This window comes from Longicatena caecimuris (assembly GCF_004341945.1).
Lineage (GTDB): Bacteria > Bacillota_I > Bacilli_A > Erysipelotrichales > Erysipelotrichaceae > Longicatena > Longicatena caecimuris.
On sequence record NZ_SMBP01000001.1, the window covers coordinates 26,840 to 53,167 of the forward strand.

Sequence of the window (26,328 nt, forward strand, 5' to 3'; positions counted from 1 at the left end):
TTTTTCTTTATTTCATACAAATACGTGAAATTGCACAAAGGAGCATCCTTTGACATAATGTAAGCCATAAAGAGACAACAAATGTTGTGAAAGGAGATTATTTATATGAATCTAGTGGCTTTTGTGGGAAATATTGTCGAACCTCCAAAGCTTCGTGAATCAGCGATGGGAAATAAATTCGCCGTGATGGAGATTAATGTACGAAGAGCATTTCCTAACAGTGAAGGGGTGTATGAAGTTGACACTTTGGCAGTTACGTTATGGAAAGGAATTGCCCAAACAACTTCCGAGGTTGCTCAAAAGGGTGACACGGTAGCAGTGAAGGGAAGAATACAATCGCATACGTTTGAAGGTAATGATGGGCAGCAACATCGATCTTATGATATTATTGCTGAATATGTATCATTGATACAAAGAGAGGGGCAAAGCTAAACAGCTTTTGTCCCGTTTTTTAAGTATTATTATAGTATTGCTCTTTTTTAAATTCATAAGAATGTATATCAAACTATGAGCGCATTTTGGCTTGCTATATCAAAAAAGAGTAAAATCCATTTGCATGTCATTGACTTTTACAAGAGATGGAGCATAATAGAAGTAAGAGATGACTTATGTAAAAAGGAGGTATGGAAAATGAAAAAAGATTTGTTTTATAAAATAACAGATTCGCACGAAATACTCTTTACAAAGTCAGAAAATCATCATTCCTTGCCGGCTAAGGCTAAAGTTGAAGTTATTATATCACCTGTCTTAAAGTCTGGCGGTGTTGAAGTTGCTAACGCGATTGCAAATGCGGCTAGTAGCAGTTTAGGAAATGGCAATGAAAAAGTCAATGTGGCAGTACAAGTATGTTTTGAAGATGAGACAAGAGAATTGTTGTTAATGAATGAAACACCATTAATCCGCAATAATCTTGATTATCACGAAGCTGTACGTCATGCCCGCAATCTGCAAGAGGCATTAAAAAAAGATTTGGTGTGTTAACTACCAATACATGAATTGATGTTAGGAAAAGTGTAGCATTGATGGCTGCACTTTTCTTTTTAATTGACAACATTAATATCATAACATTCTGACAATTATTGACAATTTCTATTACTCTATATAAAATATTGATAGATATAGACAATAAGGAGGATTCTATCGTGGCAAAAATCTTAATCAGTCCTAGTAAATATGTGCAAGGACCTAAGGAACTGAAAAAACTGGGAAGCTATACGCAAGGGTATGGGAAAAAGGCTTTGATTCTTATTAGTGATGGCGGCTATAAACGTATTGGTAAAATGATCGAAGATAGCTTTGCAAAGAGTACTTGTGAATATCATTTTGACTTTTTTCATGGGGAGTGCAGCAAAAATGAAATCACTCGTTTATGCAATATCATGAAAGAAACAAAATGTGATTGCATCATTGGAGTAGGTGGAGGAAAAATATTTGATACGGCAAAAGCTGTGGCATATTATGAGAAAACGCCTGTGCTTATTTGTCCTACCATTGCTTCTACAGATGCACCTTGCAGCGCCTTATCTGTTATTTATACGGATGATGGTGTTTTTGAAGAATATCTGTTTTTACCAGCAAATCCAAACATGGTTTTAATGGATACAGATATTATTGTACAATCTCCTGTACGTTTAACGATGGCAGGAATCGGAGATGCCTTAGCAACTTATTTTGAGGCACGTGCTTGTGAGCAAAGTGATGCAATGAGTTGTGCAGGAGGTAAGACAACACAGGCAGCGATGGCCTTAGCAAGATTGTGCTTTGATACACTGATGGAAGAGGGTGTTAAGGCAAAAATAGCACTAGAGGCAAAAGCGTGTACACCAGCAGTTGAAAAAATTATCGAAGCAAATACATTATTATCTGGAATCGGCTTTGAAAGTGCTGGTTTGGCTGGTGCCCATGCTATTCATAATGGCTTAACAGTATTAGAAGAATGTCATGCAATGTATCATGGGGAAAAAGTGGCATTTGGTACCATCACACAACTTGTGTTGGAAAATGTTGATGCGCAGGAATTGCAGGAAATCATTGAATTCTGCATCGCATTAGGCTTGCCAGTCACTTTACAGCAGTTAGGTGTTCACGAAGTCACGAAAGAAAAAATTATGGCCGTGGCAGAAGCTGCTTGTGCTGAAAATGACACATTACACAATATGCCATTTGAGGTTACACCAGCAACCGTTTGTGATGCTATTCTGGCAGCGGATGCTTATGGACATTATTTCTTAGGCATTTAAAAAGAGAAGAAAGTTAAAACATCTGCAATATCTAATAAGATAATAGCAGATGTTTTTTTTGATAGGCTTCATATATAACATAAGACTATTAATAAATAAAAAAACCGGATTGCTCCGGTTTTTATGAACATTATCTGTTGTAGAATTCTACTACCAGCAGTTCGTTTACTTCCTGGTTCAGTTCGCTACGTTCAGGTAAGCGCAGGTAAGTACCTTTTTTAGCATCTTTATCAACGTCTACGAATGCTACTGTATTTAAGCAAGCTTCCAATGCTTCGTTGATGGCTGCTAAGTTCTTAGATTTTTCTTTAACTTCGATCGTTGTTCCTGGTTTTACGATAAAGCTAGGAATATCAACTTTCTTACCGTTTACTAAAATGTGTCCGTGGTTAACCAGCTGACGAGCAGCGCGACGTGTACGGGCAAATCCTAAACGATATACTAAGTTATCTAATCTAGATTCTAACAGGTTTAAGAAGTTTTCACCTGTTACACCTTTCATTTTACTAGCTTTAACAAACAGATTATGGAACTGACGTTCATTTAATCCATACATGTAGCGGATTTTCTGTTTTTCACGCAACTGTAAACCATAGTTCGTTAATTTTACACGTTTCGTAGGTCCGTGCTGACCTGGTGCGTATGCACGTTTCTGAAGTTCTTCTCCAGTTTCCAGAATTGAGAAACCCAAACGACGGGATGTTTTCCAAACTGGTCCTTTTACTCTTGACATTTCATGTCCTCCTTATTGTTTTATGGCTATAAAACAATAACAGTACAAATCATCATTACCTGGTGTCTTCGCTTACGATATCTTCGCTCTTAGGCAGCCGAGTTACGTGATATCCCGTATATGTATTACGTCAAAGACGCGCTTGTGTAAGACTTTGCATGCTGCTATCAATTTTACGCCATTATAGTGTATCAGAAAGTGGAAATGTTGTCAAATGGTTCCTTGCATTATTTACCATAAGAATTCTAGATCTCGATGAATTTTGTTTTCTCATTTTTACAGAATTATGATACAATATAAGCAATGAATGTGGATGAAAGAGGTGCCTTATGGAGAATTTTATAAATAATATAAAAAATGTCGTATCACTAGATATATTGATTTGGATCGTTGCTGCTATCATCGCTATCATCATTTTGACGATTATCATGATGGTCATTCGCCAAAAGAAAGCTAAGAAGCAATTGGATGATTGTGAGATTCGTTACAACAACTTAAAAGGCATACCTTTGGCATTTAAATTAAATAAAGCAGTTGCATTATCAAGAGTCAATGAATTGATGGCGGAAGGGGTAGATAGTTGCCGTAATGACTTTGATGAAATTCAGGATAAACTGAAAGAAAGCAGTGTGCAGCTGGCCGAAATAGATGATTTGATCTATGTGCATAAGGTAAAGACAGCCTTAAATCGCATGGAGGCTTTAGATAAAGAATTGACGCTTTTGGAATCACGTGTAGCGAATGTGAATAAAGCATTGGATGAGGTATTAGAACAGGAAAACGAGCAGCGTGTACATATTAATAGATTAAAAGATGAATTCCGTTTGATCAAACGAAAGATTTCAGAAAACCGAGCATCTTATGCACAGTCGTATGAATATCTGGAGATGGAAATTGCTAACATAGAAAAGATGTTTTCATCGTTTGAAGAATGGATGTTTGCTTCAGAATTCAACAAAGCTGCTGATGAACAAAAAGAAATTCGCGAGCACATTGCTCATCTAAATGATTTGGTAGACATACTTCCAGGTATGTATGAACGTGCAAAAGGTGTGTTACCTAGAGCAATCGATGAAGTCGGTTATGCATATGCACAAGCAAAGAATAAAGGGGTTTATCTGGAACATTTAGAAGTTCATAAAAATCTTGACTTCGTCAGCGATATGCTGAAAGAAAGTTTAAATCGTCTACGTAATGGGAAACCAGATGGAGTTAATGAAGATCTAAATGATTGTGAAAAACGTATTATTCAATTGCAAGAGCAGATTACCAAAGAAGAAAAAGCATTTGATGAGGTAGATGAAAACCTGGACATTCTTTTTGATAGTGTAAAAACCATGAATGCAGATGTTGAGGGAATTGAGGAACTCTATAATCGTGTATATGAACGATTTGGCTTTGAGAACTGGACCGATCGTTTAAAAGAGGTCAATGCAAAGCTAGCTGTATTAAACGATATGCAAAGAAAACTACAGCTAGTTATCCAGGAACAGAAAGAGCCATATACCTCTATTCTGATCGCTTATAAAGAATTGGAACAAAGCAGTGCTGTTTTTCATAATGAAGTAAGCGAAATGAAACAAAAATTAGATACAGCTTGCAGTGATGAAGAACGAGCGAAGAAACAAATGGTAAAACTACAGTTGATTTTGAATGAGATCCGGGTGAAAATGAGCAAACATCGCTTACCAAGTGTATCGAAAAAATATGAGGATGATTTGCATCGCGGGGAAGTGATGATCAAGGACATTCATGTGATTTTGGATAATTCGCCGTTAGATGTAAAACATTTGAATGCAGAGTTGCGTAAAGCCATTGATTATATTTATACTTTATATAATAGTGTGAATAATTTAGTTGGCATGGCAGTGATGGTAGAAAATGCCATTGTCTTTGGTAATCGTTATCGATCGACATATCCCGATATTGATTCAGAACTGACACGTGCCGATCTGTGTTTCCGTAATGGACAATACACCAAAGCTTTAAAAATTAGTATTCAATGTATTGAAAAGATGCATCCGGGTGCTTATGAAAAATTAATTGCTAAAAAAGATCCGCATCTATTGAAAGAGGAGGCATAAGATGATCTATTTAGATTATGCATCCACAACGCCAATTCGCAAAGAAGTACGTGAAACATATCAAATGTTATTAGAAAACTATTATGGAAATAGTGATTCATTACATGATGTAGGAAGGGCTACAGCAAAATTAATGGAACAAAGCCGTGCAGCAATTGCACAGCTTTTCCATGTGCAAAAGGATGAAATTCTTTTTACTTCCTGTGCGAGTGAATCTAACAACTATGCAATGAAAGGGTTTGCTTGGAAAAATGCCCACAGAGGGAAGCATATCATCTCAACCTGTGTAGAACATTCCAGTATCCATAATGCATTAGAACAGTTAAAAGAAACGTTTGGCTTTGAAGTGACGTATCTTCCTGTTTATGCCGATGGAACGATACATTTGGAAGATCTAAAAAAGGCATTGCGCAAGGACACCATACTTGTATCGATGATGCTTGTGAACAATGAAACGGGGGCTATCAATCCTATTAAAGAATGTGCAGCATATGTACATGCCTATTCGCGTGCCGTTTTTCATATGGATGGTGTACAAGGATTAGGAAAGATACCCATTTCTTTACACGATGTAGATATGGCAACCTTCTCAGCTCATAAAATTTATGGTTTGAAAGGAAGTGCCATTCTATATAAGAAACGCAATATTGAATTATTGCCGTTACTTAGTGGCGGTCAGCAAGAGCAAGGATTGCGCGCTGGAACAAGTAATGCGCCAACAAATATCGTATTTGCCAAAACACTGCGTTTGGCATTAGAGGAACAGGAAAAAGCTTATCAGTATGTACAAGAATTAAACATATATTTACGAAGGGAAATTGAAAATATGGAAGATATGATCATCAATAGCCCGGCGGATGCCTCTTGTTTCATATTGAATTTTTCTGATTTGAAGATTGGCAGTGAGGTAATGTTAAACGCATTAAATGCAAAGGGTTTTTGTGTTTCTGCCCAAAGTACTTGTTCAAGTAAAAGTAAGGCGATTTCCCATGTGCTACTGGCAATGGGGTTAGGGGAAGTACGTGCGACGCATGCGATTCGTGTTTCCTTATCACATATGACAACAAAAGATGAAGTGGAAAAGTTTATAAAAGCACTAAAGGAGATCCATCATGACTATCGAACAAAATAAATTGACATATGACCATATTTTGGTCCGCTTTGGTGAGTTATCCACCAAAGGAAAAAATCGCAAAGATTTCATTAAGCGATTACTGACGAATGTAAAAAATGCATTACGAGATTTTAATGAATTGACATACGAACGTACGCATGATCGTATGTATATCATGCTAAATGGTGAAGATCATGAAGCAGTAGCAAAACATTTGCAACAGGTGTTTGGCATTTCATCCTTTTCCTTTGCGGTGAAGGTGGCAAGTGATATTGAAGTCATCAAACAAACATGCCTAGTGTTGGCAAAACAAAGTGATGCGCAAACCTTTAAGATTGAGGCTAGGAGAAGTTTTAAACAATTTCCTATGGTATCGGATGAAATAAATCGAGAAGTAGCTGGGGAAATTTTACGCAATACAGATATAAAGGTAAATGTAAGAGAACCACAGTTACGCATACAGATTGAATTGCATCAAGAGGCAACCTATATCATGACAGGAAAAATCAAAGGTAATGGTGGTTATCCGGTAGGAGTAGGCGGAAAAGCCTTGGTAATGTTAAGTGGTGGTATAGATTCACCAGTGGCTTGCTACATGACGATGAAACGTGGGGTCGCAATTGAATGTATTCACTATACATCTCCACCGTATACTTCACAGGCTGCACAGGATAAAGTGCTAGAATTAGCAAGAGCAATAGCTCCATATCAGGGACATATCCGCTTGCATATTATTCCTTTTACGGATTTACAGTTGGCCATTTATAAAAATTGTGATGAATCTTATGCAATCACGATCATGCGCAGGATGATGTATCGTATTGCAGAACGTGTGGCCCAAAAGCAAAATTGCCTCGCAATCGTGAATGGAGAGAGCATTGGACAGGTGGCCAGTCAGACGTTGGAAAGCATGCAAACGATCAATTGTGTTACAGATATGCCGGTGATTCGTCCAGTTGCTTGTTTGGATAAATTAGAAATTATTGATATTTCACAAAAAATCGGAACATATGATATATCGATACAGCCATTTGAAGATTGCTGTACGATATTTACACCAAAAAATCCGGTTACCAAACCAACGAAGCATCGTGCAGAACGTTTAGAAGGACGATTTGATTTTACGTCTCTTATAGAAGATTGTATTGCTCGCATGGAAAGTGTGGATATATATCCAGGCCGTGACATGATAGAAGAAAACGAAAATATTTTTTAGTATAAGATGTTTATCCTCACCCATACTATTTGTGTGAGGTGATAAAAATGGAAAGAAGAAAACAGTTTCAGAATGAGAAACAGGATCAAGATTTGTACCAGTACGAAATGGGTATTGAATTAGGTGCAGATGTTGAAGCTGAAAAACGTAATCATCGTAATGAATACGATCGTGAACATTCTTCTTCTGATTTCAAAAATGATTTCAACAACAACAATCAGCAGAGAAATCGTAACCAGAATCAGCAGAACAATCGTTTCAACAACAGCAATTCCAACAACAACCAGCGTTAAGTAAACGCGTCATTAAAAAAGTCATTAGACTTCTGAATCATCAGAAAGCTCTGGTGGCTTTTTTTCTTTTGTTAACAGAAACGCTATTTGAAGAGTAGTATCCTTTACTGTTTCAATGAAATCTCATTGAAGAAGATTGCTTTATCGAATGATTTAGCATAATAGAAAGGATGACATAGGGGAATTCTTTTTGTGCCTTTTCCATGCGGATTGGTAAGAAATATGCTATGATATACCACGGTGATATTAATGAAGATAAATAAGCTATCGACACAACGAATGGAAGATATACAGTGTACTTTTGGTTTGCCTTCCTTATGCGCAAAGGTCTTAGCAGCGAAAGATTTAGCCAATGATGAAATAGCAGCATTATTACAGGAGCCTAAACTTTCTGATCCGTTTTGTGCAAATGGCGTAAAAGAGGTGGCTGATCGTCTGTATCAAGCAAAGCAAAAGAAAGAAAAAGTATTAGTTTGTGGAGACTATGATGCAGATGGTATTTGCGCTACCGCTATTATGGTGGATGCTTTACGCTCTTATGGGATTGATTGTGGGTTTTATATTCCAAATCGATTTAGTGAAGGATATGGCTTGCATGAGAATACCGTGGGGTTGGCTAAGCAAAAGGGTTATACACTTTTGATAACCGTAGATAACGGTGTGAAAGCGAAAACGGCATTATCATTTGCACACACGATGGGAATTGATGTGATCGTTACAGATCATCACAGTATGGATGAAGAAGTCACATGTTTGCAACTGGTGCACCCAACATTGATGGGAGAATCATTTACGACATTAAGTGGTGCAGGTGTGGCTTTGATGCTTTCCAGGGCATTGATTGGTGAAAAAAAAGAACATGTCGTTTTGGCATGTGTGGCGGCAATTGCGGATGTCATGCCTTTGCATAAGGAAACAAGAGCGATTGTGAAATTAGGTATTTCTTATTTAAAACAGGGTATCTGTCCACCAATCCGTTTTCTGGCTAAAGAGCGTTATCCTAAGTGGGATGAGATGCTGATAGCTTATCAAATCGTGCCAAAATTAAATGTGACAGGTCGATTGGCGGATATGGTCAATGTAAATAATACGGTAAAATATTTATTGTCAACATCTATGGAAGAAATTCAACATGTGGCAAAACAAATTAATGACTTGAATGAAAAAAGAAAAGTCATGAGTGATGATATGCTTTTAAAAGCCAAAACCTTAGTGCATGAGGAATATCGATTTCAATTACTGTTTGATGATTCTTTTCATGAAGGGATGGCTGGACTTGTGGCCGGAAAATTGGCTGAAGAATTGCAAATGCCAGTTATGGTGGCAGCCCGCAATCAGGATCACTTTAAAGGAAGTATTCGTTCACAAGGTTTGTTGGATCTGACAACTTTTTTTGATGAATGTAAACCTTCTTTAGTTAGCTATGGGGGACATAAAGCAGCGGCAGGCATAGGCTTTTCTTATGATAAAAAACAAGTGATTCAAGATTATGTTAACAGCCGTATGGAACAGGTTGTATTTGATAATGATAGTAGCTATGATGTCATTGCTGTGGAACGAAGCGAAATTACCATTGCAGAAGTTGAGAGTCTGCAATTATTAGCACCATTTGGAGAAGGTTTTGAAGAACCGTTGTTCTTGTTGGAAAAGCAGAAGGTGCAGGATTGCCGAAGCTTAAGCAAGGGAGCACATACTAAATGGATCTTAACTGATGATTTAGAAGCAATGCAGTTTCAAAGTCGCGATTGGGAATTCTATAACCCAGGAGCGACCCTGAATTTTATAGGAAATTTACGTATAAATTCTTTCATGGGACGAAAAAAAGTAAATATTTACGTCTCCAAGGCATATTAGCTGATGCAATTTATAAGAGAGTTTGCTATAATAAAAGAAACGTGTTAGGAGGCTTACACATGAATTATAAAGACTATATTGCCGATATTCCTGATTTTCCTCAGGAAGGCATCCTGTTTCGTGATATCACACCTTTAATGGCAGATGGTGAAGCATTTCATCAGGCTTGTGATGAAATGATCGCTTTTGCAAGAAAAGTAGGGGCTGAGGTTATTGTTGGACCAGAATCACGAGGATTTATCTTTGGCTGCCCGGTTGCTTATGAGCTAGGTATTGGTTTTATTCCTGTTCGCAAGCCGGGGAAACTGCCTAGAGAAACGGTAAGTGTTTCTTATGATTTGGAATATGGCAGTAATGAATTGCATGTACATAAAGATAGTATCAAAAAAGGTCAAAAAGTCTTGATCATCGATGATTTATTGGCGACCGGAGGAACGGTAGATGCAACAATTCAGATCGTTCAGGAATTGGGCGGTGAAGTTGTGGGCTGTGGTTTTCTAATTGAATTAGAAGGCTTACAGGGCAGAGAACATCTAAAAGATTATGAAGTGTTCTCCTTAATATCTTATAAATAAAAAAGGGGAAGTTCCCCTTTTCTTGAATGCGGGTGATTAGTATGGTAAGGAAGAATGTTGTTACATTTGATGAGATGATGCAAGAAGTTCGTCAATACATCAAAAAAGAAGAAAATATTGATTTAATTACACGCGCTTATTTGTGTGCAGAGAAAAATCATGCAGGGCAGTATCGTAAAAGCGGGGAACCGTATATCATACATGCCATTCAGGTAGGTTATATATTAGCAATGTTGCGGACTGGTCCTAAGACGATAGCCGCAGGCCTTTTGCATGATGTGGTGGAAGATTGTGATGTCTGCTTAGAACAAATTAGCAAGATGTTTGGTGAAGAAGTTGCTTCTTTGGTGGAATCGGTCACAAAGATCGGTGCATTGAAGTTTAAAGATGAGAAAGAATATCTTGCCAGCAATCATCGTAAGATTTTTATCGCGATGGCCAAAGATGTGCGTGTTATTTTGATTAAGCTTTCTGATCGACTACATAATATGCGTACTTTACAATATATGACGCCGCAGAAACAGCAAAAAATTGCGAGTGAGACATTGGAGGTCTATGCGCCGATTGCCCATCGTTTAGGTATTAGTGATATTAAAAATGAACTCGAAGATCTGTGCTTTCAGTATTTAAATAAAGAAAAATATTATGAAATAGCCAAATTGGTGGAAAAACGTAAAACGGAACGAGATGCACAGGTACAAAGCATGATTAGAGAAATCAGTTCTTTACTGGATGAGCATCAGATAAAATATCGCATATTCGGACGCAGTAAGCATTTATATAGTATTTATAAAAAGATGATAACGAAAAATAAGCGTTTTGAAGAAATTCTTGATTTATTGGCGATTCGTATCATTACAGATACCGATACGGCTTGTTATGAAATCTTAGGATATATTCATGCGAAATACCGTCCGATTCCAGGACGCTTTAAAGACTATATCGCTATGCCGAAGGTTAATATGTACCAATCCTTGCATACGACCATCGTGGCTGAGGATGGTAATATATTTGAGGTGCAAATTCGAACAGAATCTATGGATGAGGTTGCAGAACAGGGGATTGCGGCTCATTGGCGTTATAAAGAAAATTTAAATGGCGGACGTGAGGTGCACCAAAAAGAAATTGAAGAGCAATTGCATTGGTTTAAAGATTTCAGCGTCATGAGTGATGATGTCAATGATGATGCTATGGAATACATGAATCTATTACAGAAGGATATCTTTGAGGCTAATGTTTATGTGATGACACCAAAAGGTAAAGTGATCGCTTTGCCAAATGGTTCTACACCAATTGATTTTGCCTATCGTGTTCATACCGAGGTTGGTCATCATACGGTTGGAGCTACGATAAATGGTGTGTTAATGCCATTGAATACAAAATTAAAAACAGGAGATGTTGTCAGTATCCGTACAAGTAAACAATCTCCTGGTCCTAGTGAAGACTGGATCAAAATTGTAAAAAGTGCTCATGCACGTAATAAAATACGCTCATTCTTCCAGAAACAGGAAAACGAACGCCGTTCGCTTGATATAAAAAAAGGCGAAGAGATGCTGATGGAAGAATTGAAAAAACGCAACTTAGATGTTGCGACATATACAGAACAAAAGAAGATTGAAAATATTGCCGGCTCTCTAAGTTTTAATTCTTATAACGATTTGATGTATGCGATTGGTGTTAAACAAGTATCCCTGCCTGCTGTCATTGACCGTTTGGTGAAACATAAGACAAGCGTACCATTAGATAATGAAGAATTAGCGAAAATGTTCAATCGTCAGGAACGAAAGCGAAAAGTTTCTTCAACCGGTATCCGGGTAGCGGGTATTGATTCCATGAAAATATCACTGGCTGCCTGCTGTTCTCCTGTTCCTGGTGATGATATCGTAGGATATATAACAAAAGGACAAGGAGTAAAGGTACATCGTACAGATTGTCCCAATATCGTGCATGAGAAACAACGCTTGATTGATGTGGAATGGGATGAAAACATTGAACAGAAAACATATGAAGTCAAGCTGATCGTGAAGTCAAGTGATCGTAATTTCTTGCTATCCGATATTGTGACGGTAGTATCACAATGCAAGGCGGGTTTGCAGCATGTTGATTCTTCAGTTGATGAGGATAAGGTTTCAGCAACGACAAAAATGACGGTTGTTGTGGAAAATGCTATTCATTTACAGACATTGATGGTGAATCTAAGAAAGGTCAATAGTGTAAAAAGTGTCGAAAGAGTTATTCAATAAGGTGAGGTGACACTCACCTTTTCCAATGGAGGTTTTATGAAACAAGAAACATTTTTAATAACGAAAGCAACAACAGAGGATATTCCCGCAATCTTAGAAATGTATCGTCGTCGGGTCTTGTATAATAATGCTCATGGTATTCCACAATGGCGCTTAGCAGATGTCACATGGGAAGCCTTTTCGCAATTATATACGATTGATGATTATTATGTTGGTAAATGTAATGGAGAAGTCGTTTGCGGGTTATTCATTGTTGATGTCGATGAATTATATTGGCCGGATGTAGACAAAGGAAAGTATTTATATCTGCATAAGATCTGTGTTGATCCTGCTCATGCCAAAAAAGGCTATAGCGATGCTATGATTACCTATTTCAAGGATAAGGGACGTAAAGAAGGCTATCCGGAAGTGCGTTTAGATGTGCGTGAGAAGAAGGTGAAACTAAGAGAGATGTATGAACGCAATGGGTTTCGCCTTGTCACAATTGGACAGTTTGTCCCTGAATTTACAACAGCTTTGTATCATTATGTATATGCATGGGAACAAGAAAAACAGCTAAGCAACTATGATATAGAAGAGTAAATGGTTCCTCTTTTTAAAGGGACTATCTGCTCTTTTTTTATTGGTGTGGGGTATGCGATAAGGCAGAATATAAAGGCTTTAAATAAAAGTCATGTATATCACAAAAGACGAAGAAAAAGCTTAAAAAGGATGTGTTAGTTCTTTCTAAGCTTTCTTTCATAATATAATGTATTCCACATGCGAAAGTATTCATCCATTCTAACTCTAATGCTACTATGCTCACGATAGGTGTCCATGACATAGTTACGAAAAAACTTATGTACAAAAAAGGCAGCTCTTCGCATATGGGAAGGACTAGTGATAACAATAATGTTTTCCCATTGATTTTCATCACAAATGCATTTCGCGTATTTTAAGTTTTCATACGTGTTACGTGCCTTGGTTTCTAAGACAAGGGCTTGTTTTGGTATCTTTTGTGTCAAAGCATAAGCGGCCATCATTTCTGCCTCGACATAAGTATTCTGCACGCAGGAACCACTGATTAATAAGTGGTGAACGCAATGTTTGTGATATAAATTTATAGCAGTCTCCATACGCTTTTTTTGGACTGTTGATAAACTGCCATCTGCATTACAAGGATAACCCAATACAATTGCGACATCATAAGAAATGTCTTGTAAGGGATGTTTGGGTTTTGGAAAATGATGATATAGATAAAGATTTGCAAGCAACACAAAGAGGATGATACAGATGAGTAATATCATTTGATATAAACCAAAGACTGCCATTCTTTGGCAATCGCTTCCTTTCTGTTTTTTGGTGTTAACGGATATGTATATGCCTGTGTCGCACGTAACTCAATCTTTCTCCAGTCTTGTGGAATCTGGTTAAATCGAGAAGCTATGATCAGATCATCTTGTTTGCGTAATTGTGACAAATAGGCTCGGCCAACATCATTCATTGCAAGAATGCGTAGGTGCTGTAAAGGACTGAGTTTCTGTATTTCCGTTTTCTTGGTCTGGGTTAATATATGAAGTAAGGTCCGTTGAATGCGACTGCGGGTATAACGCTTACTGATGCAAGCATTTACAAAGCTATCCATATCGCTATAGAGAGCGGCATTTTTCTGTAATAGCTGCTCCATTCCTTCCTCTACCATCAACATTGCTTTAATATCTTCTCGATCCATGCTCATAAGTAATGTCTGTAAATAAGGGTAATAATGTGTGAAAGCATATGTTGTATCTAATTTATTTGCCATTACTGTGGCATGATGAACATCCTGATGAAGCATGATACCATGACGGATGGCACTGGCACTGGCGATTGTCTTCGTATAGGTTAATTCATGATATGAATTTGTTCTTTGTATCGTATAAGGCTGTATAGCACTGCCTTGCAATGCTTTTAAATAACTGATGCCTAAAAGATCATTACTAGCGATTTGGGTACACGAATCAGCAAAGCTTTTTACCATGGCTTGCTTTTTCTGTACTGGTAAAGCAGCAGCTCGTTCACTTAAATGTTTTAATTTCTCAATGTCATTACATTCACTGCCAAACACCATATGGTTGACATTAGCCAGCGTAAGCAATCGGATGGCTCCTTGAGCAAAGATATCGGCACTTTGTGTTGCATAAGGATAGGGGAGTTCAATGACAATATCGACACCATGAGCAACAGCACAAGCAGCACGTTCCCACTTATCAATGATGGCGGGTTCTCCACGTTGCACGAAATTACCAGACATGATGGCAATCAGACAATCGCAATTGCGAATGCTACGCGCCTGTGTAATGTGATATTGATGCCCGTTATGAAAGGGATTGTATTCTGTGACAATACCGCATACCTGCATAAGCAAACTCCTTTCTTTTCTATATGGTATTTATTCTATCATATTTTTTACGTATTGACATTGTCAATTCTAGGAGATAGTACTCTCTTAGACAATGTGAATACTTTGTCAGCATATTTTTAAGCGATTCTATGGTACAATGAAAACAGATAAGGCAAGAAAACGGAGGCATTTATGAAACTAACAAAATTCAGTTTTATCAGTCAATGTGATGGTCTTTGTATTCATGGTATGTGCATGGTGCCGGATAGAGAAGTTGTTGGTGTGATTCAGCTGGTACATGGTATGGCAGAACATAAGGAACGTTATGAAAATCTCATGCATTATTTGGCACAATCGGGCTATTTATGTGTCATTCATGATCATCGCGGTCATGGGGAAAGTGTAAAGTCACAAGCAGATTTGGGATATTTCTATGGTGTTGATGCCACCTATTTAATAGAAGATATTCATGAAATCAGTATGCGTATAAAAGAGCATTTTCCACATGTGCCATTGTTTTTATTCGGTCACAGTATGGGCTCTTTAGCCGTTCGTGCATACTGTAAACGTTATGATAGGGATATTGATGGATTGATTGTTTGTGGTTCGCCAAGTGAAAATAAAGCAGCAGCTTTTGGTAAGATACTTTGTCAGATCATGGAGAAAGTGAAACAAGATCATTATCGTAGTTCTTTCTTACAACGTTTGGCATTTGGGCATCATAATGATGGAATTCAAGATGCTAAAAGTGAGAACAGCTGGATTTGCAGTGATGCAGATGTGGTAAAGGAATATGATGAAGATCCTTTATGTGGCTTTACGTTTACTTTAAACGGTTTTGAAAATCTTTTCGCTTTAATGATGACTGTATATGATAAAAAAGGCTGGCAATGCCACCATGCATCAATGCCTATCTATTTCATTGCCGGAAAACAAGATCCTTGTATCATTTCTGAAAAGGCATTCCATACAGCTGTAATGTTGATGCGTAAGGTTGGATATGCGAATGTATCTTGGAAATTGTATGAAGGAATGCGTCATGAAATCTTGAACGAAAGAGATAAAGGAGAAGTGTATCGGGATCTTTTGAAATGGTTGAATAAACATACTACAAACACATAAGCTGTTCATTTGATAAGCACTTTTTAATGAAAACAAAGATGAAGTGAGAATAGCATCTATAACATGTTTTTCACTTTAAGGGGATACTGCTGTGAAGGATATAAGAAAATGCAAAACTTTATAAAAAGCAGATAGAATTAGTAAAAATTAGGTACAAAAAATAAAAATTAAAGAAAAAGTCTTTCTTTCATTTCGTTTTTGTGGTTTAATATATTAGCCTAATCATGGGAAAGTGAGAAATATATTGACTTTATTGTCCAGTTTCCTTATAATAGGATAGGTCAGACAACGAGGTGATTCTTTTGAAATGGTCTAGAGCTGAGCTGTTACAGGCGGATAAACAAACAATCGATTTTACGGATACGATTGCTTTCGATCCTGCGGCGTTCGCCAAGATGCACCAAATCAGAGGATTGCAGGATGTTACGGTATCAGGAAATATTCATTACGATACAGCCAGTGAACGCGTATTTGCGGATCTGGATATTGAAGGCGTGATGATCGTGCCGTGTTCTATAACCCTTGAGGATGTAGAATATGATTTCCACACAAAATCTTTGGAAGTGTTCTCTTTTGACAAGACAGAGGATGAAGATGTACACGAAGTAAAAGGTGATGTCGTAGAACTATTGCCGGTGATCTTTCAATTGATACTTATGGAAGTTCCTTTGAAGGTCGTAAAAGAAGGAATCAAAGAGTATCCTAAAGGTGACGGTTGGGAAGTTGTCAAAGAGGAAGACTATACGAAATCTAAAAAGGATGATATAGATCCTCGTTTAGCAAAGTTGAAAGAATTCAAATTGGAAGATTAAGTAGGAGGTGCTAACATGGCTGTTCAGCAGAGACGTAATTCAAAAACTAGAAAAGCAAAACGTAGAACTCACTACAAATTGGCTGCGCCAACTTTGGTGAAATGTCCAGCATGCGGTGAATACAAAATGCCTCACAAAATGTGTTCATGCGGTGAGTACAACGGTAAAACAATCGTAGAAAAATAAGAAAACAGACCGGGCAACCGGTTTTTTCTTTTCTGAAACATATACTGCTTTATCACAGATATAGCAGTAACAATATCCCCTCTTAAAATTATGCTTTTTCAGAATTTCAAAATAAAAAGGGGAAAAGCGTTGAATAATTTCATAGAACGTGGTATATTAACTATAGAACTTCAAACGGAGTGGGTCATGCCCACTCCTTCATTATGTTGTAAAGGAGAATGTTATGGACGGATTGTCAAAAATCAAAGAATTGATCAAACCTCTTCTCGCACAAGAAGATATTGAATTGTACGATGTCTCATGGCAGCAAGAAGGTAAAAATCGCATTTTACAGGTTGCAATCATGCGCAAAGATGGCAGTATGGATATTGATACATGTGCAACTATGTCAGAAAAAATATCAGAAAAGCTGGATGAAGTAGATATGATTGCCAGTGAATATTTTCTAGAAGTATGTTCTCCGGGTGCTGAACGTGAATTAAAGGATGAAACACAGATTCAAGATGCTCTGGATGAATATGTTTATGTGAAATTGAAAAATCCCAAAGCAGGCATGGATGCCGTAAAAGGATATTTGCGTGCTTATGAAAATGGTGATATCACGATGGAATATATGGATAAAGCAGTAAAGAAAAAGATAACAATTGATGGCGATAATATCGCATTAATTCGCTTAAGTGTGAAAATTTAAGAGAAAGGAAAAAGAAGAACATGAAGTTAAAAGATTTTATGGCTGCGATGCAGGCAATCGAAAGTGATCGTAAATTACCTCAGGAAGTTGTCGTAGAAGCGCTACAAGAAGCGTTGGCTAAGGCATTCCGTAAACACATTGAAATTCCTGATGCATTAGTACGTGTAGATGTTAATGAAAAAACGGGAAACATCAAGGTATATCAACAGCGTACGATTGTTGAAACGGTAGAAGATGATGAATTGGAAATTTCATTAGAAGATGCAAAGAAAATCAATCAAGAGCTAGAACTGGATGGTGTTGTCGAGGAAGAAGTAGACATTACACAGTTAGGCCGAGCAGCGGTTATCTTAGCTAAAAACGTTATGAAACAGAAAATCCGTGAAGCTGAGAAACTGATTGTGTATGAAGAATATTGTGATAAAGTTGATGAGATGGTTGTTGGAACGATTGAGTCTGTCGAGGAAAAATTCTGTATCGTAAATATCGGAAAGACATTGGCATTAATGCCTAAAAATCAGCAGATTCCTAACGAACGTTATCATGAAGGTGATCGTATTCGCGTGGTGATCATTGAAGTAAATAAAGAAACCAAAGGTGCACAGGTGTTAGTATCTCGCGGTGATGCAACTTTAGTAAAACGTCTGTTTGAAAAAGAAGTACCAGAAATTTTCCAGGGTGTGATTGAAATTAAGGCAATCGCGCGTGAGGCAGGAGAACGCACAAAGATGGCTGTTTATTCTCACAATGAAAACATTGATCCAATTGGTGCTTGTATCGGGCCGCGTGGACAGCGTGTTCAGGTTATCATCAATGAACTTGGCGGTGAGAAAATTGATATCTTTGAATGGAGTGAAGATGTTACAGAATTAATTAAAAATGCTCTTTCACCTGCGGAAGTATTAGCCGTAATCCCAAGCGAAGAACGTAAAGGTGGCTTATTGGTTGTCGTACCAGATAATCAGTTATCTTTAGCTATTGGTAAACGTGGTAAAAATGCACGTTTGGCAGTGAAATTGACTGGCAATAAGATTGATATTAAAGCAGAGAGCGATGTGGATGCAGCTGGTATTGATTGGAAAGGCATCGCTATGAAACAGCGTGAAGAATTCTTAGCTGCGCAGGCTGCTGCCAAAGCATTGGCACAGCAAGAACGCTTTGAAGAGGCAGCGAGTGAAGAAGCTATATCACTTGCCGATGCAGGAGTATCCTTCCAGGAAGAAATATTAGAAGAGCCAGAAGAAATGGTAGATGATGTAGTAGTAGAAGCGAAAGCAAGTATCATCGCACCTGAAGTGGAAAAAGTGGCTGAAAAAGAAGTGGAAGAAGAAGTGGTTGAAGAAGAAAAAGAAGAGAGCGATCTGGAAAGAGCGGCTCGTATTGCTAAGGAAAAACAGCGTCAAGAAGGCTTAAATATCAAAGAAAAACAAGAATATAAATCAAAATTTGAAACATTGGCAGATGTTAGCGCAAAACAGGAAGAAAAACCGGTTAGCAAACCACGTTGGAAAAAGAGTGAAGAAAAGGAAGAACGCCGTAAACCAACCTTTGATTTGAGTAAAAAGGATTATGAAATGAAGCCTATTTACTCAGAAGAAGAACTAGAAGAAATCGAACGTGCTCAACGTGAAGAAGAAGAAAATGATTGGATTCATGATGAGATTGACTTCGATGAATATGATAAATATTACGAAGAATAAAGAAAAAGGAGGGAGCTTTTATGAGAAAAATACCTATGCGCAAGTGTGTGGCAACTGGTGAAAGTCTTCCAAAAAAAGAATTGATTCGTATCGTTCGTACCCCTGATGGTAATGTTGAAATTGATGAAACAGGGAAAAAGAATGGTCGAGGTGCCTATCTAAAGCGCAGTATTGAGGCACTGGAAGTGGCAAAGAAGAAAAAAGCTTTGGCGCGTTCATTAGAATGTGAGATTCCTCAAGAACTTTATGAGGAATTACAAAAGTTATTTGGTGAATGAAGAAAGCAATTGGAACACTGGGATTGGCTATGCGTGCCCATAAGATAGCTACCGGTGAAACGATCTTTAAAAAACTGCGCAGCAATCAGGTTTCGCTGCTTATTATGGCAGATGATATGGGAGAAAACGGTAAGAAAAAGCTGACAGATAAATGTGCCTATTATCATGTGCCCTATGTCTTTATGAATGGGGAAGAATTAAACATGGCTATTGGTGATAAGAATCGCAAATCTGTTGCAATATTAGATGAAGGTTTTGCACAAAAACTTCATGCTTGCTTGAAAGGCTAGGTGATTATATGGCAAGACAACAACACAAAAAAGGGAATGGAAACCGTAAGAACAATGGAAATCGCAAAAAAGAGTTTACACCACGGAAAGAACGTGTGGAAGTAAAAGAGATTACGTACAGTTCTGCACTGACGGTTCAGGAATTAGCAGAAAAATTAAATCGCAATGCAAGTGAAATCATCAAGCTTCTCTTTATGATGGGAACGATGGTAACCATCAACTCGACTTTGGATGATGAAACGATTGAACTTGTCTGCATGGAATTTAATGTAGAATGTCACAAGGAAATCATCATCGAAGAGAGTGATTTTGAAGAGATGATGAATGTTGAAGAAGAGGATGAAGAAAACTTAGTATCCCGTCCTCCTGTTGTTACGATCATGGGACATGTTGACCATGGAAAAACAACCTTGTTGGATACGATTCGTAAAACACACGTAACAGAAGGTGAATTTGGTGGCATCACGCAGCACATTGGTGCATACCAAGTATCAGTGAAAGGTAAAAAAGTTACTTTCTTAGATACACCGGGCCATGAAGCTTTCACGGCCATGCGTGCACGTGGTGCGAAAGTAACCGATTTGGTTATCATCGTCGTTGCTGCTGATGATGGCGTTATGCCACAGACCAAAGAAGCGGTGGATCATGCCAAAGCGGCTGGTGTTCCGGTTATTGTGGCTGTGAATAAGATTGATAAACCAAATGCTAATAAAGATCGTATCATGAATGAAATGAGTGACTTAGGATTACTTCCTGAAGCATGGGGCGGAGATACCATTTTTGCGGAAGTATCAGCAAAATTTGGCGATGGTGTTTCTGATTTGTTGGAGACCATTCTTGTTGTATCAGAAGTAGAAAATTTCCGCGCGAATCCAAATAAGATGGCAACCGGAACTGTTATCGAGGCGAAGTTGGATAAAGGACGCGGACCGGTAACAACCTTGCTTGTACAAAATGGTACATTGCATACCGGTGATGCTGTCGTTGTTGGTACTGCTTTTGGACGCGTACGTAAGATGACAGATGATCGTGGCCGCGAAATTAAAGAAGCATTGCCATCTACACCAGTTGAGATTATTGGTTTAAATGATGTGCCAATTGCAGGGGATATCTTTAAAGCATTTGATTCAGAAAAGAAAGCACGTCAAATTGCGGAAACACGTTTAACAAAACGTATTGATCAAGAACGTAACTCTTCAAGTGCGATGTCATTAGATGATCTAGCACGTCAGATTGAAGAAGGTGAAGTACAGGATATTAATGTCATCGTTAAAGCGGATGTACAGGGTTCTGCCGAAGCAGTAAAGGCAAGTATGGAAAAAATTGAAGTTTCCGGTGTGAAGGTGAATGTCATCCGTAGCACGGCAGGTGCCATTACTGAAAGTGATATCATGTTGGCAAGTGCATCAAATGCGGTGATTTATGGATTTAATGTACGCCCTAATGCAATGGTGCGTAAAAAAGCTGAAGAAGAAGGCGTAGATATCCGTTTGCATAACATTATTTATAAGGCTTTAGAAGAAATGGAAAGTGCAATGAAAGGAATGTTGGCACCGGTTTATGAAGAAGTTGTCATTGGTCAGGCAGAAGTTCGTCAGACTTACAAGGTTAGTAAGGTGGGAACGATTGCCGGATGTATGGTGACGGATGGACATATCACGAAAGATTGCAGTGTGCGTTTGATTCGTGAAGGTGTTGTAATTTATACCGGTAAGTTAGGTTCTCTGCGTCGGTTCCAGAATGATGTGAAAGAAGTTCAAAATGGTTTTGAATGTGGTATGACTATTGAAAACTTTAATGACATCAAAGAAGGAGATTTGATTGAGGCGTATGAAGACCAACAGGTTGAGCCAGAATAACATCAGGTGATAGAATGAAAGTAAAAGCAGAAAAAATTGCCGGAATCATTCAGAAAGAAGTCAGTGAGATCATTCAGTTTGAGCTAAAAGATCCTAAGATTGGCTTTATTACGATTACAGATGTCACGGTAACAAATGACCTCTCAATTGCTAAAATCTATGTATCCTTTCTAGGTCAAAAGGCCAGAGAAGAAGCAGGGATGAAGGCGTTAAATCGCAGTAAAGGATTTATTCGCAGTGCTTTAGCAAAACGTTTAACGATGCGTAAAGTACCAGAGCTTCATTTTCTAATCGATGATGCATTAGAAAGAGGCAATAAGATTGAGAAAATTATTAGTAAGATTAATGAACATTCATAAGCAAGATGCAGTCAATTGTGGCTGCATCTTTTTGTGCGTCAGGCAGTCGCTTAATTCAACCATGTGCAGTCATGGTTGAATTTTCTTTCTTATTAAGGGATTGTATTTATCAACAGGAAAAGAATAAAACCAGATGAGAAAAATATATCGAGAAATTGAAAGAAGAAGGTATCAAATACTATACACAAAAGAGAATAAAGAAAATCGCAAATTCAGGAGTGAATTTACGATATAGTGGATAACCTAAATAGGCATATTGGTAAGCCATATGCCTTCGTAGGGCACGTACGGTTTGATAAGGGGCGATAGTTTAATGACTATCGCCTACTTGCTTTTACAAAAGGCATGCAAGAAGAGACTGTAGGAGAAAACTAGTTCACTATCAGAAGTTACCATGATACAATAGGCTAAAGAAAGGTTTAATTTTATAGGGGAATGGAAATGAGACGTAAAGATAGAGAAGTTACTGACGAGAAAAAAATTATGGAGATCATCTCTCAGTGTTATTGTTGTAGATTAGGTTTTATAGATAAGGGTGCCGTCTACATCGTGCCATTAAATTTTGGATTTGAAAAGAAAGCAACAGATTATGTTTTTTATTTTCATAGTGCTATGGAAGGCAGAAAGATTGAGTGTATGAAAACAGGAAATCCTGTTGGATTTGAACTTGATACAAATTATCAGTTACAAGAAGCAAAAAATCCTTGTGCATATTCAGCAGCTTTTCAAAGTATTATTGGGACAGGAAAGATTGTTATCTTAACAGATGCAAAAGAGAAAGCATATGCTTTATCGCAAATCATGTATCACAATACTGGCAAAATAGATTGGCAGTTCTCACCTAAGATGCTTGCTAAGCTGGCCGTATTTAAATTGCTGGTAACAGAGTTGAGTTGTAAAGAACACAAAGCGATTTCTATGCATAACGATAATTTGAATGAAGATAAAAGGATATTGCTCGATCATATTGATGAGATTCATACGACAGAGAAGGGAAGCAAGCGTATCAAAACCAACTTAAAATTAGACGTATCAAATGTTGTAGCGTATTGCAAAGATAAACTCTTGGATAAAAACTGTCAGATTTATCGCATAGGAAAAAACTGGTATGGTGAGATTGATGGGATCAAAATAACAATTAATGCCTATCGTTATACGATTATTACCGCACATGCTATCAAATGATTTAAAAAATTCGAACACTAATTGAAGATATCATACTCAAATAGCGTGTAAAATTGCTATTCTACCATATTTATAACTTGTTGATGTTCATTATCATGATCATCCTTGCTTATTCGTATATGAAAGGATAGTTATCATATGTTATAAACTTATATAAGTGATTAAAAAAGGAATGTGTAACATAAGCTGTTCACATTCCAAAAGTTTTTATATTACATGCCTTGAAAATTAAAAGTGAAATCATCACCGTCTTTAATCTTTAAGGCACTGGCAGCATCGCATTGGCCGGAAGCTTGGCAAGATTCATTATTGCTCGATTCATATAGCCACCATGGACCTTTTTGCCAATCCTTCGTTTTAACACCTAGGATGGAAACAATCTTTTTCCCATACGCACTGTCTTCCATTTCTACCTTTAGCTCATTGGCTTTTTCTAAAAAGTCAGCTAAGGTAGTTACGTGATCTTTGACACTAACTTTTTTATTAAATATTTCTTCGCCTTCTTTATTTACAACGATGTGTAAAGTAATTGTTTCTTGTGAAGCTGATTTCGCTGTTTCGCTTGTTTCTTTATTCGTACATCCGCTGATAAACAGGATACAGCAGATGGCGAGTAGTTTACATAATTTTCCCATAAGAAGTACTCCTTGTAATTTTTTTTAAAATGGTATATATAGGCTGATAACAGATCATGCAACAAAAAGCGGATAGACATCCTTGAATACATGATATTTTCAGCCCTGCTAAGATATAAAGGATTGTGATTTTTTTGGATATAAGAAGAAATGGTATCTGGACAAGCTGACCGGTTAGAAAAGATAAACAACCGCATAAGAAACATAGTAACCAAAAGTGTTTTTGTAAAAAAGGTTTACTTATGCCAATAAACAGACTGTAAAGAGGATAGATCAGACAATACATCATGCTCCAAGGGGTAACGCCTTGGATAGATAAATTCACGATGCTAAATACGATGGCACCTAACACAGCTTGTTTCGTTTCAAAACACATTGCAAAAAGGACAATGGTAAAGGTGATGCATTCCAGATACAGAACAAATGAAAATGATGTAAATACAACCGATTCTATTGCGGCCATAACCGCAATGTAGCATAATTCTTTAGCTTTCATAGGACTTGCTGATAAAGACTTGTTCCGCAATGCCTTCTGCTTTGTTTTCATACAGACACATCATAAAAAAGGTATTTGCCAATAAATTCATAAAGTCAAGCAAATGGTGATTTATGGTATGCCCTTCTTTTTGCAATTTCGTCAGGATACGTATAATGGCTTTCGTTTTTGCACGCAAAACATGTAAATATGTTGTACCAAGGCTGCCTACTGGTAAAACAAAATGTTCTATCCTGACAAAGTAAAACTCATACATTGCATGAAGACGCATGACCTCCTGCTTTTGTATGGCACATTTACCTCGGATAGAACCATTGGCATGATAGATGAGTGTAACAAGTTCTTGTATATCTTTTCTCTTGATGTGTTTGACATGATGCGCACATACGGCCGTCATACTGGCAAGCTCATCTGTTGCAATTTCATAATCACATAAGCTGCCATCTTCACTTAAAAAGCTATATGCACAATATTCCATACGCATTCTTTTTCACCCTCTCTTTCTTGTGGAGTGTGAAACAGAAAAAAGGAAAAATGATTTGCTTTTTTCTGATCACCCAGCAGATGCATTCATTACAGGCAAGTCTTTCGGCTTAACTTCTTCCTACTTTCCACCTTCTCATGCATAAGCACAATGGTATCTTGGATTTCGTCCATATCACGACTGCTGGGGCAGCGAAAGATTTTCACTTTCTTCCTTATTGAGTATGTCTACACCTGTAATATTCATTTTCAATTGTTCTATCTAATTATAGCTTTTTTTTCTATATTATGTCTAGCCAGAAGTGTGATATAATGTATAAATAAATTAAAAAACACTATGAGGTGATGCAATGAAAATGGATTGGAAGAAGGATAATCTTGTACATATAGCAAATTCGCTACGTGCCTATTATCATTTGCCGCTGTTTCATAAAAGCGATGAGCAATTAGATCAATGGTTACAGGAAAGAAAACCCGAGCAAATCATTGTATTATTGATCGATGGCTTAGGAAAGTATCAGATAGAGCAACTTGCTAAAGCAAAAGGTTTTCTTAAACAACATTGTAAACGATATGTAGAAACTGTGTTTCCACCGACAACTGCGGCGGCGACAACTTCTTTTTTAAGTGGAAAATACCCATGTGAACATGGATGGCTTGGTTGGCAACAGTATTTTGAAGAAATTGATGAGCATTTGGTCATGTTTTTGAATCGTTCTTATTATCAGAAAAAGCCTTATTGGCAGCCTCATTATACATATGAGCATGTAGCGGTGAATTCGCTTGTGCAAGACTGCTTAGCAAATGAGATTTGGGCAACAGAAATCTATCCGGCTTTTCGCAAAGGAGGAGTACACAGTTTCAAGGAGATGTGTCAGCGTATCGTCAAAGAGAGTCAATCACAGCGTGCTTCGTGTGTCTATGCGTATTGGGATGAATTTGACGATTGCATGCATCACTATGGGGTACATGCAGCCGAAAGCAAAGCGATGCTAGAAAACTATGATGAGCTCATGGCACACTATTTCCCATCATTATCCGCTAAAAGTGCTCTTTTGATTATCGCTGATCATGGACAGATAGACGTTACATGTCGTTGTATGGTTCAAGACGAGCAATTGATGAGATGTTTACGACGATTACCGTCATTAGAAGGAAGAGCTCTCAGCTTTTCTATTCAAGATGGCAAGCATCAGATGTTTAAAGAACACTTTCAGGAAAAGTATGGAAATAGCTTTATATTACTTAGCAAAGCAGAAGTGCTACAGGACCATATCTTTGGCGAAGGAAACAACCATCCGCTCTTTACGTCTTTTATAGGTGATTATCTTGCTATCGCAATCGGTGATGAACAACTGATTTATGATGATAGCTATGCGGTAAAGGGAAGTCATGCTGGTTATACAAAAGAGGAAAGAATGATTCCGATTATTTGTTTTCAAAAGGAAGATGAAGCAAAGAAATAGCATAGAAAAACAGCTGCATTAGGACACGGCGTCTTTAGGCAGCTGTTTGTAA

Annotated in this window: 27 protein-coding genes and 1 riboswitch; of the genes, 22 read left to right on the plus strand and 5 right to left on the minus strand. The window is 37.6% G+C overall.

What is annotated here, in order from left to right; genetic code table 11:
* The first annotated feature begins 105 nt into the window (after positions 1-105).
* From EDD61_RS00120 to EDD61_RS00130, 3 genes are all read left to right on the plus strand, one after another.
* On the plus strand, positions 106-432 hold the full coding sequence (locus EDD61_RS00120; RefSeq protein WP_008688269.1) for a single-stranded DNA-binding protein: 327 nt from the start codon (positions 106-108) through the stop codon (positions 430-432).
* A gap of 198 nt (positions 433-630) precedes the next feature.
* Positions 631-981 carry a hypothetical protein gene (locus EDD61_RS00125; protein WP_008688272.1) on the plus strand — a complete coding sequence of 117 codons (351 nt, stop codon included), beginning with the start codon at positions 631-633 and terminating at the stop codon, positions 979-981.
* Between the two features lie 161 nt (positions 982-1,142).
* Positions 1,143-2,240 (plus strand): glycerol dehydrogenase, encoded by a 1,098-nt coding sequence (locus EDD61_RS00130; RefSeq protein WP_008688273.1) that lies wholly within the window; start codon positions 1,143-1,145, stop codon positions 2,238-2,240.
* A gap of 130 nt (positions 2,241-2,370) precedes the next feature.
* Here EDD61_RS00130 and rpsD read toward each other — a convergent pair whose 3' ends face one another.
* A complete protein-coding gene (gene rpsD / locus EDD61_RS00135) occupies positions 2,371-2,973 on the minus strand; it encodes a 30S ribosomal protein S4 (protein ID WP_008688275.1) in 603 nt (200 codons plus the stop codon).
* 329 nt (positions 2,974-3,302) lie between these two features.
* Between rpsD and EDD61_RS00140 the strand changes: the two genes are divergently transcribed.
* The 8 genes from EDD61_RS00140 to EDD61_RS00175 all read left to right on the plus strand — a co-directional run bounded on the left by EDD61_RS00140 (position 3,303) and on the right by EDD61_RS00175 (position 12,934).
* A complete protein-coding gene (locus tag EDD61_RS00140; protein ID WP_008688277.1) occupies positions 3,303-5,057 on the plus strand; it encodes a septation ring formation regulator EzrA in 1,755 nt (584 codons plus the stop codon).
* A gap of 1 nt (position 5,058) precedes the next feature.
* Positions 5,059-6,189, plus strand: coding sequence for a cysteine desulfurase family protein (locus EDD61_RS00145; protein WP_132223123.1), 1,131 nt, complete (start codon positions 5,059-5,061; stop codon positions 6,187-6,189).
* Complete coding sequence (thiI, locus tag EDD61_RS00150) at positions 6,170-7,387, plus strand: tRNA uracil 4-sulfurtransferase ThiI (RefSeq protein ID WP_132223126.1); 1,218 nt, start codon at positions 6,170-6,172, stop codon at positions 7,385-7,387. The genes EDD61_RS00145 and thiI overlap by 20 nt, the downstream gene beginning before the upstream one ends.
* A 47-nt stretch (positions 7,388-7,434) precedes the next feature.
* On the plus strand, positions 7,435-7,680 hold the full coding sequence (locus tag EDD61_RS00155) for a hypothetical protein (protein WP_008978446.1): 246 nt from the start codon (positions 7,435-7,437) through the stop codon (positions 7,678-7,680).
* A gap of 249 nt (positions 7,681-7,929) precedes the next feature.
* Positions 7,930-9,534, plus strand: coding sequence for a single-stranded-DNA-specific exonuclease RecJ (locus EDD61_RS00160; RefSeq protein WP_132223129.1), 1,605 nt, complete (start codon positions 7,930-7,932; stop codon positions 9,532-9,534).
* A gap of 59 nt (positions 9,535-9,593) precedes the next feature.
* Positions 9,594-10,109, plus strand: a complete 516-nt coding sequence (locus tag EDD61_RS00165) for an adenine phosphoribosyltransferase (protein ID WP_132223132.1) — start codon at positions 9,594-9,596, stop codon at positions 10,107-10,109.
* Positions 10,110-10,150: 41 nt separating this feature from the next.
* Entirely contained in the window at positions 10,151-12,352 is a 2,202-nt protein-coding gene (locus EDD61_RS00170) for a RelA/SpoT family protein (RefSeq protein ID WP_207900919.1), read from the plus strand.
* 36 nt (positions 12,353-12,388) lie between these two features.
* Positions 12,389-12,934 (plus strand): GNAT family N-acetyltransferase, encoded by a 546-nt coding sequence (locus EDD61_RS00175; protein ID WP_008978442.1) that lies wholly within the window; start codon positions 12,389-12,391, stop codon positions 12,932-12,934.
* Positions 12,935-13,068: 134 nt separating this feature from the next.
* On the opposite strand, the gene EDD61_RS00180 is transcribed toward EDD61_RS00175, so the two are convergent.
* Both EDD61_RS00180 and EDD61_RS00185 read right to left on the minus strand, forming a co-directional pair.
* On the minus strand, positions 13,069-13,662 hold the full coding sequence (locus EDD61_RS00180) for a YdcF family protein (protein ID WP_132223138.1): 594 nt from the start codon (positions 13,660-13,662) through the stop codon (positions 13,069-13,071).
* Positions 13,635-14,732: a tRNA(Met) cytidine acetate ligase gene (locus EDD61_RS00185; protein ID WP_119983338.1), complete on the minus strand. Its 1,098-nt coding sequence runs from the start codon at positions 14,730-14,732 to the stop codon at positions 13,635-13,637. The genes EDD61_RS00180 and EDD61_RS00185 overlap by 28 nt, the downstream gene beginning before the upstream one ends.
* A 174-nt stretch (positions 14,733-14,906) precedes the next feature.
* Here EDD61_RS00185 and EDD61_RS00190 point away from each other — a divergent pair, with 174 nt between their 5' ends.
* The 10 genes from EDD61_RS00190 (at position 14,907) to EDD61_RS14215 (ending at position 23,196) form a co-directional block, all read left to right on the plus strand.
* Positions 14,907-15,836 carry an alpha/beta fold hydrolase gene (locus tag EDD61_RS00190; protein WP_132223141.1) on the plus strand — a complete coding sequence of 310 codons (930 nt, stop codon included), beginning with the start codon at positions 14,907-14,909 and terminating at the stop codon, positions 15,834-15,836.
* Positions 15,837-16,129: 293 nt separating this feature from the next.
* Positions 16,130-16,648, plus strand: coding sequence for a YceD family protein (locus tag EDD61_RS00195; RefSeq protein WP_226896747.1), 519 nt, complete (start codon positions 16,130-16,132; stop codon positions 16,646-16,648).
* A gap of 15 nt (positions 16,649-16,663) precedes the next feature.
* A complete protein-coding gene (gene rpmF / locus EDD61_RS00200; RefSeq protein WP_008688294.1) occupies positions 16,664-16,834 on the plus strand; it encodes a 50S ribosomal protein L32 in 171 nt (56 codons plus the stop codon).
* A gap of 223 nt (positions 16,835-17,057) precedes the next feature.
* On the plus strand, positions 17,058-17,525 hold the full coding sequence (locus EDD61_RS00205; RefSeq protein ID WP_132223144.1) for a ribosome maturation factor RimP: 468 nt from the start codon (positions 17,058-17,060) through the stop codon (positions 17,523-17,525).
* 20 nt (positions 17,526-17,545) lie between these two features.
* Entirely contained in the window at positions 17,546-19,225 is a 1,680-nt protein-coding gene (gene nusA / locus EDD61_RS00210) for a transcription termination factor NusA (RefSeq protein WP_119983341.1), read from the plus strand.
* 20 nt (positions 19,226-19,245) lie between these two features.
* Positions 19,246-19,503, plus strand: a complete 258-nt coding sequence (rnpM, locus tag EDD61_RS00215; protein WP_008688300.1) for an RNase P modulator RnpM — start codon at positions 19,246-19,248, stop codon at positions 19,501-19,503.
* Positions 19,500-19,793, plus strand: a complete 294-nt coding sequence (locus EDD61_RS00220) for a L7Ae/L30e/S12e/Gadd45 family ribosomal protein (RefSeq protein WP_008688301.1) — start codon at positions 19,500-19,502, stop codon at positions 19,791-19,793. Before rnpM ends, EDD61_RS00220 begins: the two co-directional genes overlap by 4 nt.
* Before the next feature lie 8 nt (positions 19,794-19,801).
* Positions 19,802-21,652, plus strand: coding sequence for a translation initiation factor IF-2 (gene infB / locus EDD61_RS00225; RefSeq protein ID WP_008688303.1), 1,851 nt, complete (start codon positions 19,802-19,804; stop codon positions 21,650-21,652).
* A gap of 14 nt (positions 21,653-21,666) precedes the next feature.
* Positions 21,667-22,011 carry a 30S ribosome-binding factor RbfA gene (gene rbfA / locus EDD61_RS00230; protein WP_008688305.1) on the plus strand — a complete coding sequence of 115 codons (345 nt, stop codon included), beginning with the start codon at positions 21,667-21,669 and terminating at the stop codon, positions 22,009-22,011.
* Between the two features lie 441 nt (positions 22,012-22,452).
* Positions 22,453-23,196 carry a DUF3781 domain-containing protein gene (locus EDD61_RS14215; protein ID WP_132223147.1) on the plus strand — a complete coding sequence of 248 codons (744 nt, stop codon included), beginning with the start codon at positions 22,453-22,455 and terminating at the stop codon, positions 23,194-23,196.
* Between the two features lie 212 nt (positions 23,197-23,408).
* Here the strand turns inward: EDD61_RS14215 and EDD61_RS00240 are convergent, their stop codons facing one another.
* Entirely contained in the window at positions 23,409-23,831 is a 423-nt protein-coding gene (locus EDD61_RS00240) for a DUF4430 domain-containing protein (RefSeq protein ID WP_008688311.1), read from the minus strand.
* Positions 23,832-24,316: 485 nt separating this feature from the next.
* Positions 24,317-24,811 (minus strand): ATP:cob(I)alamin adenosyltransferase, encoded by a 495-nt coding sequence (locus tag EDD61_RS00250; protein WP_132223150.1) that lies wholly within the window; start codon positions 24,809-24,811, stop codon positions 24,317-24,319.
* Between the two features lie 77 nt (positions 24,812-24,888).
* A riboswitch (cobalamin riboswitch) is annotated at positions 24,889-25,063 on the minus strand.
* A gap of 97 nt (positions 25,064-25,160) precedes the next feature.
* On the opposite strand from EDD61_RS00250, the gene EDD61_RS00255 reads away from it, so the two are divergent.
* Entirely contained in the window at positions 25,161-26,276 is a 1,116-nt protein-coding gene (locus EDD61_RS00255; RefSeq protein WP_132223153.1) for an alkaline phosphatase family protein, read from the plus strand.
* Positions 26,277-26,328 lie beyond the last annotated feature (52 nt).